Annotated in this window: 17 protein-coding genes; 10 read left to right on the plus strand and 7 right to left on the minus strand. The window is 65.9% G+C overall.

Going from position 1 to position 16,705, the window contains the following annotated elements:
* Positions 1-62 precede the first annotated feature (62 nt).
* Entirely contained in the window at positions 63-932 is an 870-nt protein-coding gene (locus tag ACVWY6_RS20395; protein WP_457540574.1) for an alpha/beta hydrolase, read from the plus strand.
* Here the strand turns inward: ACVWY6_RS20395 and ACVWY6_RS20400 are convergent.
* Together ACVWY6_RS20400 and ppgK are read right to left on the minus strand one after the other, a co-directional pair.
* Positions 929-2,326 carry an RNA polymerase sigma factor gene (locus ACVWY6_RS20400; RefSeq protein ID WP_023959608.1) on the minus strand — a complete coding sequence of 466 codons (1,398 nt, stop codon included), beginning with the start codon at positions 2,324-2,326 and terminating at the stop codon, positions 929-931. The two genes, ACVWY6_RS20395 and ACVWY6_RS20400, sit on opposite strands and share 4 nt — an antisense overlap.
* A 143-nt stretch (positions 2,327-2,469) precedes the next feature.
* On the minus strand, positions 2,470-3,264 hold the full coding sequence (ppgK, locus tag ACVWY6_RS20405) for a polyphosphate--glucose phosphotransferase (RefSeq protein WP_030163340.1): 795 nt from the start codon (positions 3,262-3,264) through the stop codon (positions 2,470-2,472).
* Between the two features lie 163 nt (positions 3,265-3,427).
* Between ppgK and ACVWY6_RS20410 the strand changes: the two genes are divergently transcribed.
* Positions 3,428-4,288 carry an inositol monophosphatase family protein gene (locus tag ACVWY6_RS20410; RefSeq protein ID WP_062797924.1) on the plus strand — a complete coding sequence of 287 codons (861 nt, stop codon included), beginning with the start codon at positions 3,428-3,430 and terminating at the stop codon, positions 4,286-4,288.
* Positions 4,289-4,323: 35 nt separating this feature from the next.
* Here the strand turns inward: ACVWY6_RS20410 and cei are convergent, their stop codons facing one another.
* Entirely contained in the window at positions 4,324-5,004 is a 681-nt protein-coding gene (cei, locus tag ACVWY6_RS20415; RefSeq protein WP_023959604.1) for an envelope integrity protein Cei, read from the minus strand.
* 417 nt (positions 5,005-5,421) lie between these two features.
* Between cei and ACVWY6_RS20420 the strand changes: the two genes are divergently transcribed.
* Positions 5,422-5,721, plus strand: a complete 300-nt coding sequence (locus ACVWY6_RS20420; protein WP_030163338.1) for a DUF4193 domain-containing protein — start codon at positions 5,422-5,424, stop codon at positions 5,719-5,721.
* 57 nt (positions 5,722-5,778) lie between these two features.
* Here the strand turns inward: ACVWY6_RS20420 and ACVWY6_RS20425 are convergent, their stop codons facing one another.
* Entirely contained in the window at positions 5,779-6,315 is a 537-nt protein-coding gene (locus ACVWY6_RS20425; RefSeq protein ID WP_235189574.1) for a DUF3093 domain-containing protein, read from the minus strand.
* 22 nt (positions 6,316-6,337) lie between these two features.
* Between ACVWY6_RS20425 and dut the strand changes: the two genes are divergently transcribed.
* Positions 6,338-6,841 (plus strand): dUTP diphosphatase, encoded by a 504-nt coding sequence (gene dut / locus ACVWY6_RS20430; RefSeq protein ID WP_457540576.1) that lies wholly within the window; start codon positions 6,338-6,340, stop codon positions 6,839-6,841.
* A gap of 3 nt (positions 6,842-6,844) precedes the next feature.
* A complete protein-coding gene (locus ACVWY6_RS20435) occupies positions 6,845-7,681 on the plus strand; it encodes a DUF3710 domain-containing protein (RefSeq protein WP_457540578.1) in 837 nt (278 codons plus the stop codon).
* On the opposite strand, the gene ACVWY6_RS20440 is transcribed toward ACVWY6_RS20435, so the two are convergent.
* Positions 7,678-8,406, minus strand: a complete 729-nt coding sequence (locus ACVWY6_RS20440) for an alpha/beta fold hydrolase (protein WP_457540580.1) — start codon at positions 8,404-8,406, stop codon at positions 7,678-7,680. The two genes, ACVWY6_RS20435 and ACVWY6_RS20440, sit on opposite strands and share 4 nt — an antisense overlap.
* Before the next feature lie 110 nt (positions 8,407-8,516).
* Between ACVWY6_RS20440 and ACVWY6_RS20445 the strand changes: the two genes are divergently transcribed.
* Together ACVWY6_RS20445 and ACVWY6_RS20450 are read left to right on the plus strand one after the other, a co-directional pair.
* Positions 8,517-8,888 carry an OB-fold nucleic acid binding domain-containing protein gene (locus ACVWY6_RS20445; protein ID WP_023959592.1) on the plus strand — a complete coding sequence of 124 codons (372 nt, stop codon included), beginning with the start codon at positions 8,517-8,519 and terminating at the stop codon, positions 8,886-8,888.
* A 109-nt stretch (positions 8,889-8,997) separates the two neighbouring features.
* Positions 8,998-9,708 carry a DUF3159 domain-containing protein gene (locus ACVWY6_RS20450; RefSeq protein WP_457541166.1) on the plus strand — a complete coding sequence of 237 codons (711 nt, stop codon included), beginning with the start codon at positions 8,998-9,000 and terminating at the stop codon, positions 9,706-9,708.
* Here the strand turns inward: ACVWY6_RS20450 and ACVWY6_RS20455 are convergent.
* Together ACVWY6_RS20455 and ACVWY6_RS20460 are read right to left on the minus strand one after the other, a co-directional pair.
* The gene (locus ACVWY6_RS20455; RefSeq protein WP_030163327.1) at positions 9,680-10,354 is read right to left on the minus strand and encodes a potassium channel family protein; all 675 of its coding nucleotides are present in this window, start codon (positions 10,352-10,354) and stop codon (positions 9,680-9,682) included. The two genes, ACVWY6_RS20450 and ACVWY6_RS20455, sit on opposite strands and share 29 nt — an antisense overlap.
* 65 nt (positions 10,355-10,419) lie before the next feature.
* A complete protein-coding gene (locus ACVWY6_RS20460) occupies positions 10,420-11,088 on the minus strand; it encodes a potassium channel family protein (RefSeq protein WP_023959586.1) in 669 nt (222 codons plus the stop codon).
* A 130-nt stretch (positions 11,089-11,218) separates the two neighbouring features.
* Here ACVWY6_RS20460 and ACVWY6_RS20465 point away from each other — a divergent pair, with 130 nt between their 5' ends.
* From ACVWY6_RS20465 to dxs, 3 genes are all read left to right on the plus strand, one after another.
* Positions 11,219-13,246 (plus strand): APC family permease, encoded by a 2,028-nt coding sequence (locus ACVWY6_RS20465; protein ID WP_174548733.1) that lies wholly within the window; start codon positions 11,219-11,221, stop codon positions 13,244-13,246.
* Positions 13,243-14,631, plus strand: coding sequence for a class I SAM-dependent RNA methyltransferase (locus tag ACVWY6_RS20470; protein ID WP_457540583.1), 1,389 nt, complete (start codon positions 13,243-13,245; stop codon positions 14,629-14,631). Before ACVWY6_RS20465 ends, ACVWY6_RS20470 begins: the two co-directional genes overlap by 4 nt.
* 88 nt (positions 14,632-14,719) lie before the next feature.
* The gene (dxs, locus tag ACVWY6_RS20475) at positions 14,720-16,702 is read left to right on the plus strand and encodes a 1-deoxy-D-xylulose-5-phosphate synthase (protein ID WP_457540585.1); all 1,983 of its coding nucleotides are present in this window, start codon (positions 14,720-14,722) and stop codon (positions 16,700-16,702) included.
* Positions 16,703-16,705 lie beyond the last annotated feature (3 nt).

Consider the following 16,705-nt stretch of genomic DNA (forward strand, 5'->3'; position numbering starts at 1 on the left):
ATTCAGACTGCTGACGTGCGCTCTCGACGCGAGCGCAGAAAACCCGGCCGGAAGGATCCGAGATGCCGTCTGAATTCGTTGTCGAATCGGTCCACGGCGCAGTGTTGTCCGGCTCGCGGTGGGAGCCTGCGGGAAAGCCGGTGGCGACCGTGTTGCTGGTACACGGCATGGGTGAGCACGTTCGCCGGTACGAGGACACCGCCCACGCCTTGACCGCTGACGGCTTCGCCGTGGTCGGCTACGACCATCGCGGGCACGGTTCGTCGGTACTTCCCGGCCGCCTCCCCGGCGATCTCGGACCAGACGGCTGGAATGCCCTGGTGGCCGACGTGGGGCGACTGATCGATGTGGCGAAGAACGAGATTCCGGAGTTGCCTCTGATGGTGATCGCTCACAGCATGGGGTCATTCGCCACGCAGCAGTACCTACTCGAGCACAGCGACGACGTGGACGCCGTGGTACTGAGCGGGACAGCGGCCCTGGACGCCCTCGAACCCGCACTCGACTTCGAAAGCGAATTGGACCTGTCGATGTTCAACGCACCCTTCGCCCCGGCACGAACCGACTTCGACTGGCTGTCGAGGGACACCGACATCGTCGATGACTACGTCGCCGACCCGCTGTGCGGTTTCGGCATCGATGCAACGGCAACCCGTGAGATGTTCACCGGGGCCCGCAGACTTGCCGATCCCGCGCTCGTCCGAATGATGCGCCGCGACCTACCGATCCTGATCGCGGTGGGTGATCAGGATCCGGTCGGTGGCGGGGGAGCACTGGTCGATCAGCTGGCAGCTCATTACCGGTCTGCCGGGCTCATCGACGTCACCGTCCGGGTGTTCCCCGGCGCCCGACACGAGATCCTGAACGAGACCAACCGAACGCAAGTCCGCAATGAACTCATCGCATGGATGATGCGGGCGATCGGTCCCTAATCGAGGTAGTCGCGCAGGACCTGCGACCGTGACGGGTGGCGCAGCTTCGACATGGTCTTCGACTCGATCTGGCGGATGCGCTCGCGGGTGACCCCGTAGACCTGGCCGATCTCGTCCAGGGTGCGTGGCTGCCCGTCGGTCAGGCCGAATCGCAGGCGGACAACACCGGCTTCGCGCTCGGACAGTGTCTCGAGCACCGATTGGAGCTGGTCCTGCAGCAAGGTGAACGACACGGCGTCAACGGCCACGACTGCTTCGGAATCCTCGATGAAGTCACCGAGCTGGCTGTCACCTTCGTCGCCGATGGTCTGATCGAGCGAGATGGGCTCGCGCGCGTACTGCTGGATCTCCAGCACCTTCTCGGGCGTGATGTCCATCTCCTTGGCGAGCTCTTCAGGAGTGGGTTCACGACCCAGGTCCTGCAGGAGTTCGCGCTGGATGCGCCCGAGCTTGTTGATGACCTCGACCATGTGCACCGGGATGCGGATGGTGCGCGCCTGGTCGGCCATGGCCCGGGTGATCGCCTGACGGATCCACCACGTGGCGTACGTCGAGAACTTGTAGCCCTTGGTGTAGTCGAACTTCTCCACCGCACGGATGAGGCCGAGGTTGCCCTCCTGGATCAGGTCCAGGAATGCCATTCCGCGGCCTGTGTACCGCTTGGCTAGGGAGACCACGAGACGGAGGTTGGCCTCGAGCAGGTGGTTCTTGGCGCGGCCACCGTCGCGTGAGATCCACGACAGATCGCGACGCTGAGCGACGGTGAGTTTTTCTCCGGACTCGGTGATCCGCCGCATGCGTTCGGTGGCGAACAGGCCGGCCTCGATGCGCTTGGCGAGTTCGACCTCCTCTTCGGCGTTGAGGAGAGCAACCTTGCCGATCTGCTTGAGGTACGCGCGGACCGAGTCGGCGGACGCGGTGAGCTCGGCGTCCTTGCGGGCCTGCCGCAATGCCTCGGACTCGTCTTCGTCCCACACGAAGTCACCGGAGGCCTTGTCGGTCTCGGACGGTTCTTCGACATCCTCGTCGGCCTTCTTGGCCTTGCCCTTACCCGGTGCGACGACTCCGGCCTCGACAGTGTCGTCGTCGACCACGACCACAACATCGTCGTCGGTCAGTTCGCCCTCGGGTACGTCGATGTCATCGATCGAGGGATCCGGTTCGAGACCGTCGCCTTCGATGATGTCGCCATCAGGCGCGCCGTCGACCTTCTTGGTCGCGCGTTTTGCGCCTGCCTTCTTGGCCGGGGCTTTTTTCGCCGGGGCCTTCTTGGCGGCTGTCTTCTTGGCGGCTGCTTTCTTTGCGGGTGCCTTGCGCGCCCGCGACGCGGTCACCGACTCCGATTCCGACTGCTCGGTATCCGGTTCGGTTTGGCGGGTTTTCGTGGCTGCCACGTACGACCTTTCGGGCTATCTCCGTGACACCGAAACCGGTGGGTTTCGCCGCGGAGACGGTGTCCCGCCGAGATGTCACTCGGCGAAGCTGGGGGCTTGGGGGGAACCGGCGTACAGCCAGTCGAATGCCATTGTAACGGCACCTAGGGTCGCAACCCCGCCTCCACCGCCATAGCGGCGCCCACAATCCCGGCGGTGTTCTGCAAAGTGGCCGGTACAACGGGTGTCTGGTTGGTCAGATGAGGAATCCATTTGTGCGCCTTTCGGCTGATCCCGCCGCCCGCGATGAAGACCTCGGGCCAGAACAGTGCCTCGTACGCCGACAGCACGACGGACACCTCCTCGGCCCACTTGGAGTAGGACAGGTCGTTGTCTTCCTTCACCTTCGACGACGCCCGGTGTTCGGCCTCTTTGCCACCGACCTCCATGTGGCCGAGTTCGGTGTTCGGGATGAGCGTGCCGCCGAACATGATCGCCGAGCCGATGCCGGTACCGAACGTCAACAGCATCACCACGCCCTTGTAGTCCTTGCCCGCGCCGTACCGGTCTTCGGCCATGCCGGCCGCGTCGGCGTCGTTGAGCACCGACAGCTGTCGGTCACCCAGTTCGGCGCCGAGCAGCTTGTAGACGTCCGTGCCGATCCAGCCCTTGTCGACGTTGGCGGCGGTGCGTGCGACGCCTCCGGTGATGACGCAGGGCAGGGTGACGCCGACGGGGCCCTTCCAATCAAAGTGCCCGACGACTTCGCGGATGCCGCCGGCAACGGCCTCAGGGGTGGCCGGCTGCGGGGTCAAGACCTTGAATCGATCGCCGACCAGCTGCCCGGTGGTCAGATCGACGATCCCGCCCTTGATCCCCGATCCGCCGACATCGACGCCGAACCCCAGCTTGTTCGACTCTGGTAACGACTCGGTGGACACCCCGGGTTCACTGGACACGAGAACGGCTCCTTCGGCTCGACACGGCGGTGACACCAACCGGCCCGCCGTTGTTCAGGCTAGTCAGCACGCAAGGGTTCTGCGCGACGTCGGGCGGATCTGTTCGCGTTCGGTTCACCGGGTCGCCCCGTCGTTTCGGCCAGGGGTGTGCTCACATGTAGCAATGGCGGAACTCGAGCCGGCCGACCTGACCGCGGTGGCGATCCAGGTTGCCGAACAGGCAGCACAGCACGTGCGCACCCGAAGGCCCGAGGTCTTCGGGTCTGGTGTCACGAAAACCGATGCACCGCAATCGGTGTCGACAAAGAGTACTGACACCGATCCGGTCACGATCGTCGACACCGAGTCCGAGAGCCTGGTCCGCGGGCTGCTCGCGTCGCTGCGTCCGGGCGATGCCGTGCTCGGTGAAGAAGAGGGTGGCTCGGTCGAGGTTCCTTCCGGTGTCCGGTGGGTCATCGACCCCATCGACGGCACGGTCAACTTCCTATACGGCATTCCTGCGTACTCGGTCTCGGTGGGCGCTCAGGTGAACGGGCGCACGGTCGCCGGAGCTGTTGTCGACGTCGTCCGCGGCACCACCTACTCCGCCACTCGTGGCGAGGGCGCGTATTCGGACGATGGCTCGGGTCCGGTCCGGCTCCGGACGAACCCCATCGACAAGGTCGGGCTCGCTCTGGTGGCCACCGGTTTCGGCTACGGATCGGCGCGTAGACGGGTCCAGGGCGAGTTGATCTCCGCATTGCTGCCACACATCCGCGACGTCCGCAGGATCGGTTCGGCCGCACTCGATCTCTGCATGGTGGCAAGCGGGGCGGTGGACGCACATTTCGAACACGGCCTGAGCCCGTGGGATTGGGCGGCCGGATCGCTGATCGCCGAAGAGGCGGGCGCCGTGGTGACGATCCCCGACGCCACCTCACGGAGCGCAGCGGGCAACGTCACCCTGGCCATGGCTCCGGGTATCGCCGACGAATTGGGCGGGTTGCTGGCGCGGCTGGGTGCCCTGGAGCCGATCCCGGACTAGATCCGGTCTACGGCCGACAGCGGGCGGGTCGGTGATCAGCAGGGGGAGTCGTGGACCGCTGCCACCACTGCAGGGTCGGCTCCGGTGTTCGGGTCCGAAGGATTGGCCACCCGCAGCGTGTCGAGGACGGCGAGCGCGTCCTGATTCTGTTCACTCTCGCCGTAGTGGTTGCCGAGTGCGAGGTCGACGTCGGTTCCTGGGCGTCCGTCGTTGATCAACTGCGTGCACGGCGCCGCGATCCACAGTGCCGCAGCGGCGGCCTTGCCGCCTTCGCCGAACCGGATCTGCCCGAAACAATCGAGATTGCGATCCGGATAGAGGGGATCGTCTCCGTAAGCATTTTCCGGCGCGGCCTGGAATCCGAGGGCGGTGAGGTCGTCGAGGATGGTCTGCGCCATGCCCTGTTCGTCCGTCGCGTTGAGGACCCGGATCTGAAAACTGCTCAACGCGGCGGGCGGAACCTGCAGCATCTCGTCGGTGGCGGCCGGTGTACCCACCACGGGTGTGGGCCCCTCGGGAGCGGCCGACGGGGACTGAGGTTGCGGACAATCGGTCGGGGTCGCCTGCGTGTCGGACGAAGACAGCGCACCGGCCCACACCACCGCAGCGATGAGTGCAAGCACCACCGCGGCGATGATTGCCGGGAGGTAGCGGCGTCGCCGGAAGGGACGACCGCGATCGTCGGTGGGGTAGCCGTAGGTGATCTGGGAAACCACGGGTTCTCAGGTGCCTTCCGCGCGCAGTTGTGGGGCGAGTCAACTGTAGTCGGTACACACCGTGACGCCGCGCAGCTGGACACGCAGGAGATCTGGGCCGCGTCGCGCATCGTGGCGGCACGCGGCTTTCGACGGGAATGTTCTCGCGCAACCGTTGTTGTTGACTCTGAGCAACGGCTGGGCTAGGCTTCGGCCGCCTCGGTTGGACAGCCCAAAAAGAGGCTATCCACCAACTGTGGCGAAAATCACAGAAATCATGCTCCTGTTCGGCAACGAATACTGATCGATGGCTCGTTGTCCAAGGGGCATCGTCGCGGAACTTTGCAGATGGGGAAGTACGCGGCTTGTTGGGACTTTTGGAACCTGCACACATCGGGAACCTGAAAGTCGCAGGCGCTTCTATTTTAAGGCGGAATGATGGCAACTGATTACGATGCGCCGAGGCGCACTGAATCCGACGAGGTATCCGAGGACTCCCTCGAAGAACTGAAAGCGCGGCGGAGCGAGGCGCAAGCCGCCTCCGTCGACATCGACGAAGGCGACACCGCCGAGTCGTTCGAACTCCCCGGGGCCGACCTGTCGGGTGAAGAACTCTCGGTGCGGGTCATCCCGAAGCAGGCGGACGAGTTCACCTGCACCAGCTGCTTCCTCGTGTACCACCGCAGCCGACTCGCGACCGAGAACGGTAACTCGCGTATCTGCGTCGACTGCGCTTGACACAACGCCGTCCGCGACCACGGTGTGGCGGACGGCGATGATCGCCGGCGGGTTCGACTACCCCGGGTCCGAGGCTTCGGTGGCCGCGTCTGGTAATCCCAGCGCGGCCACCAGCTTTTCTGGGTGTCGCGTACTGACGAGCCAGTAGGGCGTGGGGTCGTCGGGGTCGTCGAGAACCAACAAGACCATCGTCTTCACCCAGAACTTGTGAACCAGGAATGCGGCCGGATCGAGCTGCCGGCCCAGTGCGGCGCTCTTCGCAGCGGCGGGGATCACGGCGGCCCGGTCGATCACCTCGATTGGCAGATGGGCATTGTGGGCCCACAATTCACCGTCGGCCACCCGCACGCGTGTGCGCCCCATCGACCACAGACCCCAGAAGACCAGCGGGGTGAGGACCGCGTACGCGATCCAGCTCAGCGAGCTCTGATGCAAGGCCAATTGCACCTCGTACCCGAGCAATGCGATCAACGCGACGCCCAACAGCCACCACCAGGCAGGTACGCGCAGCCGCTCGTCATGGGTCCCCTCGGATGGGGTCGGGCGGGTGCCGGCAGCGTCACCGGCAGGGTCGGGTGATGGAAGAGGTGGCACGTCCCCAGCGTAGTCTTCCGGTGTGGCAACCAACGCTGGCAGCACCCCCGCCGATGCACCGTTCGTCGCCGTCAGGCGTCTCGATCCGGGCATCGATCTACCCATGCGGGCCCATCCGGGTGATGCGGGTGTGGACCTCTCGAGCACGATCGACGTGGTGCTCGAACCCGGTCATCGCGCCTTGGTGCCGACCGGCATCTCGATAGCGTTGCCGATGGGCACGGTGGGACTGATCCACCCGCGCTCGGGCCTGGCCGCCCGCGCGGGACTGTCGATCGTCAACACACCGGGAACTGTCGACTCGGGATATCGCGGTGAGATCAAGGTGTGCCTGATCAATCTGGATCCGCACGATGCGATCACGATCGCCAGGGGCGACCGGATCGCCCAGCTGCTGGTCCAGAAGGTCGAGCTGCTCGACTTCGTGGAGGTCGACGAACTGGACGAGACGAGCCGGGGCGCAGGCGGACACGGATCGAGTGGGGGCCACGCGATGTTGGGGGCCTCGCAGCCGAAGGGAGTCTGAACCATGGCACGGGACAAGGGAATCGGGCGTGGCCGCCGCGCCCGCGGTGCGGCATCTGAGCCCGATGTCGAACCGAAGGTCATCGGTAGCGGTGAAGGCCCTTACGACATAGGCGATCTGGCCGCAGATGCCGGCTTCGAGAACTCGCATCTCGATCTGGGCTCGGTACTCGTGCCCGTGGTCGAGGGCGGTCAGGTCACCGTGGAGATGACCGCCGACCATCAACCCCAGGCCGTGTATCTGGTGACGCCCCACGGGCGGATCACCGTGGCAGCCTTCGCTGCGCCGAAATCGAGCGGGCAGTGGCGCGAGGTCGTCGGCGAGCTGACCGAGTCCCTGCGTGCCGAGGGAGCAGAGACCAGCATCGAGACCGGCTTCTGGGGGCGTGAGGTGGTCGCCACCGTGCCCGGCGGCATTCATCGTTTCATCGGCGTCGACGGTCCGCGCTGGATGATCCGCTGTGTTGCCAGTGCGCCGACCGCCGGTGCGGAAAGCCTGTCGAAGGTGGCCCGGGCTGTGGTCAGCGAAACGGTCGTCCGCCGCGGCGACGAACCGCATCCACCCCGAACCCCGCTGGCGATCGTGCTGCCACCCGTGCTGGCCGAGCAGGTCGCGGCCGCACAGCAGCAGATGGCCGCCGGTCAGCAGAATGTTCCGGGTGCCGTACCCGACACGGGGGCCCAGGCCCAGTCTGCGCAGGCGAACGTGATGGTGCAGGGCGGTGCCGAAGCCGTTGCCGCCGAATCGGAGCCGCCCGCCCCGGCCGAACCGGAGGTCGAACCGGGTCCGGTGTCTCGCGGTTCGGCCATGCAGCAGCTCCGCAATCAGCCCAAGCGCTAGCCGGGCGCGGTCGTGAGGTCGCGCCAGCCGTGGATCGCGAGGCGGCCCAGGAGCGCCGGGTCCGCACCCCATCGGGCCATCGAGATCTCGGTCGACACCGAGCTGTCGGCGGCGTCGTGCCACGCCTTCGCAACGTCTGCCGGGTGCACCGGGTCGTCGGACACCGCAACGATCGACAGTGGAACCCGCAGTCCCGCAATCATTTCCGCGGTCGGGGCGACATAGTTGGCGGCCTCGTCCAGTTGTGACACCAGGTGCGGGCCGGCGGCCCGCCAGGATCTGTCCAACTCGGCGGAGAGCCAGGCCGGACTGCCTGCGGACATCTGTCGGATCGTCTCCTCCAACCCGTGGGTGCGGATCAACGCTGCGGTCCAGGCTGCGCTGTGCGCAGCAGGCGCCGTGCGCGGAGAACCGATCCACGGGGGCAGGGCCGCGAGCACCCCGGCGCACGCGGCCGGATGCGACAACGCCCACTGCACCGCTACGCACGCACCGATGGAGATGCCCGCCGCAATCACCTGGGTGTGGTCTGCGGCGGCACGATCCAGCGCGCGCTCGTAGCCCCGGACCAGGCCGGTCCCGTCCGGATCCACCGCGACGACCGGCAGTCCCGTGGACCCGAACGCGCGTCTGGCGTAGTCGGCATCCGACCCCGTCCCGGGCAGCGCCACGACCACCGGATCGGCACTTGTAGGGGCCGTTCGCGACCCCTCTGAACTGCGCATCTGTTGATCTTCCCGTGGAGGGTGGAAGTCGGGTGTGCGGGGGTCTACTCTGGCGGAGGCACAGCCCCGTGCCCACCAGCCCGATTGTCCCCGAAGGGTGCATAAGCGCAATGACCGCAGGCGGATATCTCAAACGCCTCACCCGCAGGCTCACCGAAGACATCGATCAACTCGATGCCGAGGACATCTCGCAGCAGTCGCAACAAGCAGGTGCACAGCGCGCCTGCGATTGTTCGGCAGGCGACGAGGTGACCATGCAAGGTGAGCTGCGCTCCGTCCAGACCTGCTCGAAGGCCATGAAGACCGGGATCGTCGCCGAGTTCTTCGACGGAACCGACGTGGTGACCCTGAAGTTCATCGGCCGCAATCGCATCCCCGGCATTGAACCCGGGCGGACGTTGACGGTGCGCGGCCGAATCGGTGAGCACGACGGCAACAAGGTGATGTTCAACCCGTACTACGAGTTGCTCGGTGAGAGCTGACGGCAGCGCTCATCGGCAGCAGCCAGATGGCGATGAGCGGGTGTCGCCCGACGACATCCCGGGTGACGCCGACAAGGCCGACGCTCCCACGCTGACGCTGCTGGAGCAGATGGGCGGCGTCTCGGGGCTGATCTACTCGTCGGTGCCGATCCTCGTGTTCGTTCCGGCCAACTCGCTGTGGAATCTGACGGTGGCCATTTACGCCGCCCTGGCCACGGCGCTGGTCATCTTCCTGGTCCGGCTGGTGCGGCGTGAACCCATTCAGCCGGCTATCTCCGGTGTGATCGGCGTGGCGGTGTGCGCGTTCATCGCCCACCGCACGGGCAATGCGAAGGGGTTCTTCCTCTTCGGCATCTGGACGACACTGCTCTACGCCGGTGTCTTCGTGGTCTCCATCATCGTCCGGTGGCCCCTGGTCGGCGTGATCTGGAACACGTTGAACGGCAACGGAACCGACTGGCGTCGTCATCGGCGCACGTTGATCGCCTACGACATCGCGACCGCCATCTGGGCAGCCCTCTTCGGTGTGCGCTACCTGGTGCAGTCATTCCTCTACGACCACGACGAAACCGGCGCTCTCGCGATCGCACGGATCGGGATGGGGTGGCCGCTGACAGCGGCTGCGGTTGTTGCCACGTTCTTCTTGGTCCGGTGGGCACACAAGGAAGAGTCTGTGGATCAGGACGCCGTCGCAGCCGGACCGGGCCCGGACGAAGTCACTTCCCGTGGCACCGGCACGCGCGTCGTCGACGGTGTGTCCGAGGACAACGCCCCGGAGCAGCCGGACGGGGCTAGCGGGCAGGCCCCGCCGGCTCGATGATCGCTGCGCGCAACTGACCTTCGGCCTCGGCGGGCACGATGAAGATCAGCTCGTCGCCGCCTTCCACGGCGTCGTCGGCGAGCGGCACGATCACGCGTCCGCCCCGCAGGATCGTGACCAGAGCGGCGTCGCGGGGGAGTCGCAGCTTTTTCACGGGCTTGCCCGCCAGGGGTGTGTTGTCGGGAAGCGTCATCTCGACGAGATTGGCCTGCCCTTGCCGGAAGGTCATGAGCCGGACCAGATCACCCACCGATACCGCTTCCTCGACCAGTGAGGCGAGCATCCGCGGCGTGGAGACGGCCACATCCACGCCCCAGTCCTCGTCGAACAACCACTCGTTGCGGGGATCGTTGACCCGGGCAACCACACGGTGGACCGCGAACTCGGTTTTCGCGAGCAGGCTGACCACCAGGTTGGCCTTGTCATCTCCGGTGGCCGCGATCACCACGTCGAACCGCTGCAGCTGAACCCGCTCGAGGTTGTCCAACTCACACGCATCGCCGCCGACCCACTGTGCCCCCGGTACCGATTCCTCGTCGATGTGCTCAGGATTGCGCTCGAGCAACGTGACGTCGTGGGCGTTGGCGATCAGCTCCCGTGCGATGGAACGGCCTACCGCGCCGGCTCCGGCGATCGCGACCTTCATGATTTCTCCTACGGGCTGTGGTCGAAAGACCTCGTTCGTGACTGGGTGGGTGATGCGGGCAGAACTCAGTCGAACTCCGGGGCCACGCCGGCGGCAACTGTGCGCACTGCCTCGAGGTTGTCGGTGAGGGCCGCGACGAACACCTGATCATCCTGCTGGAGAACCGATTTCGCGCTGGGTAACACGGGCCTGCCCAGTCGGTTGATGAAGCTGACCCGGGACCCGGTGTTCTCCTGGAACAGGGTCACCGAGGTTCCCACCCACGATTCGTGCACGGTGAGCTGGACAATCGCGACCTCGCCCGACGGTTCGGTCCAGGCGACATCGTCAGCACTGCCACTGCCCAGCGCGGAGATGAACCGGTCAGTGGTCCACGGCACCGTCGCCACGGTGGGAATGCCCAGCCGTTCGTAGACCGCGGCGCGCTTGGCGTCGTAGATCCGGGCGACGACCTTGGGCACATTGAAGGTCTCGCGGGCGACGCGTGCGGCGATGATGTTGGAGTTGTCACCGGAGGAGACCGCCGCGAAGGCATCGGCTTCGGCGATTCCTGCGCGGCGCAACACTTCCTGATCGAATCCGACGCCCTTGACCTTGGTTCCGCCGAAATCCTCGGGAAGTCGCCGAAACGCTGTGGCGTCGCGGTCGATGATCGACACATCGTGCCCGGAACCTTGCAGTTCCTGGGCAATGGACGCGCCCACGCGACCGCATCCCATCACCACAACATGCATGAGAACTCCTCGCTCACATCACCTGAGTGAACTGTTGCTCCGGGCTCGGCTCGGCCGCGTCCACTCACTCTCCCGAACGCTACCGTGACCGCCGTAGCTATACGGCAGCACAGGCCCTATTGTTTGCTTGGTGTCCACGGTGTCGAAGACCTCCACCGCAGCCAAACGGCTGCTGCTGGGACGTCCTTTCAGGAGCGACAAACTCGGGCACACCTTGCTGCCCAAGCGGATCGCCCTCCCGGTCTTCGCCTCCGATGCCATGTCATCGGTGGCCTACGCCCCGCAGGAGATCTTCCTCGTCCTCTCGGTCGCGGGTCTGTCGGCTTATACGTACACACCCTGGATCGGTCTCGCCGTCGCCTTGGTGATGGTCGTGGTGGTCGCCAGCTACCGGCAGAACGTCCACGCTTATCCCTCCGGCGGCGGCGACTACGAGGTGGCGACGACCAACCTCGGCCCCACTGCCGGTCTGACGGTCGGTAGCGCACTGCTGGTCGACTATGTCTTGACGGTGGCCGTGTCCATCGCATCGGCGGCCGAGAACATCGGTTCGGCCATCCCACTGGTCCAGGACCACAAGGTGTGGTTCTGCGTGGTGGCGATCGTACTGCTGACGTCGATCAACCTGCGCGGACTCCGAGAATCGGGCACTGCGTTCGCAATTCCCACCTACGCCTTCATCTTCGGGATGGTGGCGATGCTCGGCTGGGGTTTTCTGCGGGTCCTCGTGTTCGGTGATGACCTCACCGCCGAGACCGCAGGCTACGAGATCAAGGCCGAGCAGAGTCACCTCGTCGGTATCGCATTCGTGTTCCTCATCGCCAGGGCGTTCTCGTCGGGCTGTGCGGCGCTGACCGGGGTGGAGGCGATCAGCAACGGGGTACCCGCGTTCAAGAAGCCCAAGTCCCGCAATGCGGCCACCACCCTGCTGCTGCTCGGCGGCATCTCCATCGTCCTGTTGATGGGCATGATCCTGCTGGCCAAGCAGATCGGTGTGAAGTACGTATCGGATCCGGCGAAAGACCTCATCGGCGCCCCCGACGGATACGAGCAGAAGTCCTTGATCGCCCAGATCGGACACGCCGTGTTCGGCGGGTTCACACCCGGCTTCTACTTCGTGACCATCGTCACCGCACTGATCCTGGTACTCGCAGCGAACACGGCGTTCAACGGTTTCCCGGTGCTCGGTTCGGTTCTGGCACAGGATCGCTACCTCCCGCGGCAGCTCCACACCCGTGGCGACCGGCTTGCCTTCTCGAACGGAATCCTCTTTCTCGCTGCTGCCGCGATCGCGTTTGTCGTCGCCTTCGGCGCTGAGGTGACCGCATTGATCCAGCTCTACATCGTCGGGGTGTTCGTGTCGTTCACCCTCAGCCAGATCGGCATGGTCAGGCACTGGACGCGGCACCTCAAGACAGAGAAGGATCCCAGCGCAAGGTCGCGGATGCTGCGTTCGCGGGTGATCAACAGCATCGGTCTGGTGATGACGGGCTCGGTTCTGATGATCGTCCTGGTGACGAAATTCCTTGCCGGAGCATGGATCGCCATCGTGGCGATGGTCGCGATCTTCGGCCTGATGAAGCTGATCCACCGGCACTACGCCTCGGTGCAGGCCGAATTGGACAATTCCGACTACGAGGCGGTGTTGCCGAGCCGCACCCATTCGATCGTGCTCGTGTCCACGCTGCACCTGCCGACCCGCCGGGCGATAGCGTTTGCCAGGGCCACCCGTCCGGACACCCTCGAAGCCGTCACCGTGAACGTCGACGACCGCGACACCCGGAAACTGGTGGCGCAGTGGGAAGACAGCGACATCACCGTGCCGCTCAAGGTGATCGCCTCGCCGTATCGAGAGGTCACCCGGCCGGTCATCGAGTATGTGCGCCGACTGCGGCGTGAGTCACCGCGCGATGTGGTGACGGTGTTCATCCCGGAGTACGTGGTGGGACATTGGTGGGAGCAGATCTTGCACAACCAGTCGGCACTGCGCCTGAAGGGTCGTCTGCTGTTCGAGCCGGGTGTGATGGTGACGTCGGTTCCGTGGCAGCTCAGCTCGTCCGACCGCCGTAAACGCGACCGGGTCTACATTGCCCCGGGCGACACCCGGCGCGGCGTCGGCTCGACACCCGGAGAACGCACCGGACGGGGGCCCGAGTGAGCGGCCCCGAGAGCAGCGAAGGCCACGATACTGGTTGGCTGGGAACAGAATTCGACATCACCGTTGACCGGCTGGGTCACGGCGGCGTCTGTGTCGGCCGCCATGAGGGCAGGGTTGTCTTCGTCCGGCATGCGCTGCCGGGAGAACGGTTGCGGGTCCAGGTCACCGAGGATCGTGGCAAAGGGTTCTGTCGCGCCGAGGTGGTGGACATCCTCACCCCGTCCGATCATCGCATCGACCCGGCCTGCCCGGCGGGAGCCCCCGGTGGTGGCGCCGGGTGCTGTGATCTGTCCCATACCACCGGAAGCCATGCGCGCGAGCTGAAGTCGTCCGTGCTCACCGAATTGCTGTCCAGGATGGGCGGGGTCACCTGGGAAGGCGAGGTCACCTCGCTCGACCCGCATGCCGGATCCGAACCGGAGACAGGATGGCGAATCAGGCAACGGCTGTTCGTCGACGACGACGGCAGGCCCGGCCTGGCGGCCTTCGGATCGCATGCGGTGGTCCCACGACTGGACTGTGCGCAGCCGGTCACCGGCATGCTCGGTGGGCTCGACGAGTACACCGGCCTGACACCAGGGGCCGAGCTGGTCATCACGATCGGTGACGACGAACAGCGGCACATCTCGCAGATCGCGCCACCGGAGGCAGAACGCGGTCGACCCGCGAAGCGGCGGACCCGGGCGAACGATCGACGCGGTCAGGCGCAGCGGTCACGCTCGAAACGTGCCGCGCCGCGGGTCGAGGAGATCGTCTCGGGCACCGAAGCGGTTCAGCGCACGGTCGGGAACCGGACGTGGCTCTTGCCGGTGTCTGGCTTCTGGCAGGCCCACCGGCTGGCGGCAGCCGGGTACGCGAACACGGTCCGAGAGCTGCTCCGGCAGGCCGACCTGGGTCCGTCCGTGGTCGCCTGGGATCTGTACGGGGGAGCCGGAACACTGGCCGGCGCGATCCTCGACGAGTGCGACAGCACCCGTGCGGTGGTGACCGTCCATGTCGTGGAGACGGACCCACAGGCGGTCGCTGCGGGATCTGAGACGTTCGCCGACGACCCGCGCGTGCACTTCCACCACTCCAGCGTGACCCGGACCGTGGCGGATCTGCCCGCCCCGACCGTTGTCGTCGCCGACCCGCCACGCGCGGGCGCGGGCAGGGAAGTGGTGGACAAGATCGTCGCCGCAGCGCCCTCGGCGATCATCGCTGTCGGCTGCGATCCGGCCACCTTCGCCCGTGACCTGGCGGACTATCGACGCGGCGGCTACCAGGTGCACTGGTTGCGTGGTTTCGACGCGTTCCCGCTGACCCACCACATCGAAGCGATCGCGCTACTGCGGTCCTCGCCACAGTCGGCTGCGGTACGAGCCCGCAGCGGCATACGTCCGTAGACTGGGTGACCACGCGCCGCCACAGCCCGGCGGCGCAGCGACGGTCTCGAACATCTCGCCGTTGCCCATTGCCATGAAAGGACCTGGGATGAGCGTGCTGGATTCGGTCAATTCACCCGCCGACCTGCGCGAGCTCTCCTTGGAGCAGACCCAGGAACTGGCTCGGGACATCCGGCAGTTCCTCATCGCGAAGGTGTCGGCGACCGGCGGCCACCTCGGACCGAATCTCGGAGTCGTCGAGCTGACCTTGGCTCTGCACCGGGTGTTCGACTCGCCCCAGGACGCTCTGCTCTTCGACACCGGTCATCAGTGTTACGTGCACAAGATCGTCACCGGTCGCAAAGGTGCCTTCGACACCCTGCGTCAGCGTGGCGGGCTCACCGGTTACCAGGAGCGAGCCGAGAGCGAGCACGACTGGATCGAGTCATCGCACGCGTCCGCGGCATTGTCGTACGCAGACGGGCTGTCCAAGGCGTTTGCACTGACCGGTCAGGACCGGCACGTCGTGCCGATCGTCGGAGATGGTGCGCTCACCGGGGGGATGTGCTGGGAAGCTCTGAACAACATCGCCGCCGGCGATCGCAAGATGGTGATCATCGTCAACGACAACGGTCGTTCGTACGCGCCAACCATCGGCGGATTCGCCCAACATCTGTCCGGACTGCGGCTACAGCCCGCATACGAGCGGGTCCTCGACGAAGGCCGGCGCGCGGTGTTGCGTCTGCCGCTTTTCGGGCAACTCGCGTACTCCGCTCTGCACGGTCTCAAGACCGGTATCAAAGATGCGCTCACACCCCAGGCCATGTTCACCGATCTCGGCCTCAAGTACGTCGGGCCGGTCGACGGCCATGACCAGGACGCGCTCGAAAACGCTCTGCGCCAGGCGAAGGCGTTCGGCGGACCGGTCATCGTCCACACCGTGACCCGCAAGGGCATGGGTTATCACCACGCCGAGAACGACATCGCGGACCAGATGCACTCCACCGGGATCATCGATCCGGCCACCGGCAAGGCGACCTCGGTGTCGGCCCCGGACTGGACGTCGGTCTTCTCGGCTGCCCTGGTCGAGGCCGGGGGTCAGCGTCGCGACATCGTCGCCATCACCGCGGCGATGGCCGGGCCCACCGGGCTCGCCGCTTTCGGTGAGCGTTTCCCGGACCGGATGTTCGACGTGGGCATCGCCGAACAGCATGCCCTCACCTCGGCGGCGGGACTTGCGCTCGGTGGCATGCACCCGGTTGTTGCCATCTACTCCACGTTTCTCAACCGCGCGTTCGACCAGTTGCTGATGGACGTTGCCCTGCTCGGACAGCCGGTGACACTCGTGCTCGACCGCGCCGGCGTCACCGGTCCCGATGGCCCCAGCCACAACGGGATGTGGGACCTGTCCCTGATGTCCATCGTGCCGGGCATGAGGGTCGCAGCGCCCCGCGATTCGGTGCGGCTGCGTGAGGAACTCGCCGAAGCGCTCGACATCAACGACGGCCCCACGGCGCTGCGTTTCCCGAAAGGTGCCGTGCCCGAGGACATTCGGGCGATCGACCGACTCGCCGACGGCACCGATGTGCTGCACCGGCCGGGTCGCGGTGAGTCCGAAGACGTCCTGATCGTCGCGGTGGGTCCGTTCGCCTCATTGGCCATGGACACTGCGGCCAGGCTGGCGCAGCAGGGGATCGGTACCACGGTGGTCGACCCTCGCTGGGTACTGCCGGTGCCGGAATCCATTTCCGAACTCGCCGTCGAGCACCGTCTGGTGATCACCGTGGAAGACGGTGGAGTGCATGGTGGTGTCGGGTCGTCTGTCTCGGAAAACCTTCGGGCCAAGGGGATCTCGACGCCGGTCCGTGATGTCGGTATCGCTCAGGAGTTCCTGACGCCTGCCTCGCGCGGGCAGCTGCTCGATGAGCTCGGACTCACAGCTCAGGACGTTGCCCGGGCGATCACCGCCATGGTGTCTCGGATGCAGCCACAGCTGTCGTCGTCGGACGAGAACGATCTCGACTCCGGCTTCGCGGGCTCCGACGATGTACGTCCCGAGAACAGTTCAGGCACACGCGAATCCGGCCGGTGACGG

It is taken from the genome of Williamsia sp. R60, from assembly GCF_054063855.1.

What these genes read in the sequence shown, in the direction of transcription:
- ACVWY6_RS20395 (WP_457540574.1), top strand. Translation starts at nt 63, where the DNA reads ATGCCGTCTGAATTCGTTGTCGAATCGGTCCACGGCGCAGTGTTGTCC.
- ACVWY6_RS20410 (WP_062797924.1), top strand. Translation starts at nt 3,428, where the DNA reads ATGGCGGAACTCGAGCCGGCCGACCTGACCGCGGTGGCGATCCAGGTT.
- ACVWY6_RS20420 (WP_030163338.1), top strand. Translation starts at nt 5,422, where the DNA reads ATGGCAACTGATTACGATGCGCCGAGGCGCACTGAATCCGACGAGGTA.
- ACVWY6_RS20435 (WP_457540578.1), top strand. Translation starts at nt 6,845, where the DNA reads ATGGCACGGGACAAGGGAATCGGGCGTGGCCGCCGCGCCCGCGGTGCG.
- ACVWY6_RS20440 (WP_457540580.1), bottom strand. Translation starts at nt 8,406, where the DNA reads ATGCGCAGTTCAGAGGGGTCGCGAACGGCCCCTACAAGTGCCGATCCG.
- ACVWY6_RS20445 (WP_023959592.1), top strand. Translation starts at nt 8,517, where the DNA reads ATGACCGCAGGCGGATATCTCAAACGCCTCACCCGCAGGCTCACCGAA.
- ACVWY6_RS20450 (WP_457541166.1), top strand. Translation starts at nt 8,998, where the DNA reads ATGGGCGGCGTCTCGGGGCTGATCTACTCGTCGGTGCCGATCCTCGTG.
- ACVWY6_RS20455 (WP_030163327.1), bottom strand. Translation starts at nt 10,354, where the DNA reads ATGAAGGTCGCGATCGCCGGAGCCGGCGCGGTAGGCCGTTCCATCGCA.
- ACVWY6_RS20460 (WP_023959586.1), bottom strand. Translation starts at nt 11,088, where the DNA reads ATGCATGTTGTGGTGATGGGATGCGGTCGCGTGGGCGCGTCCATTGCC.
- dxs (WP_457540585.1), top strand. Translation starts at nt 14,720, where the DNA reads ATGAGCGTGCTGGATTCGGTCAATTCACCCGCCGACCTGCGCGAGCTC.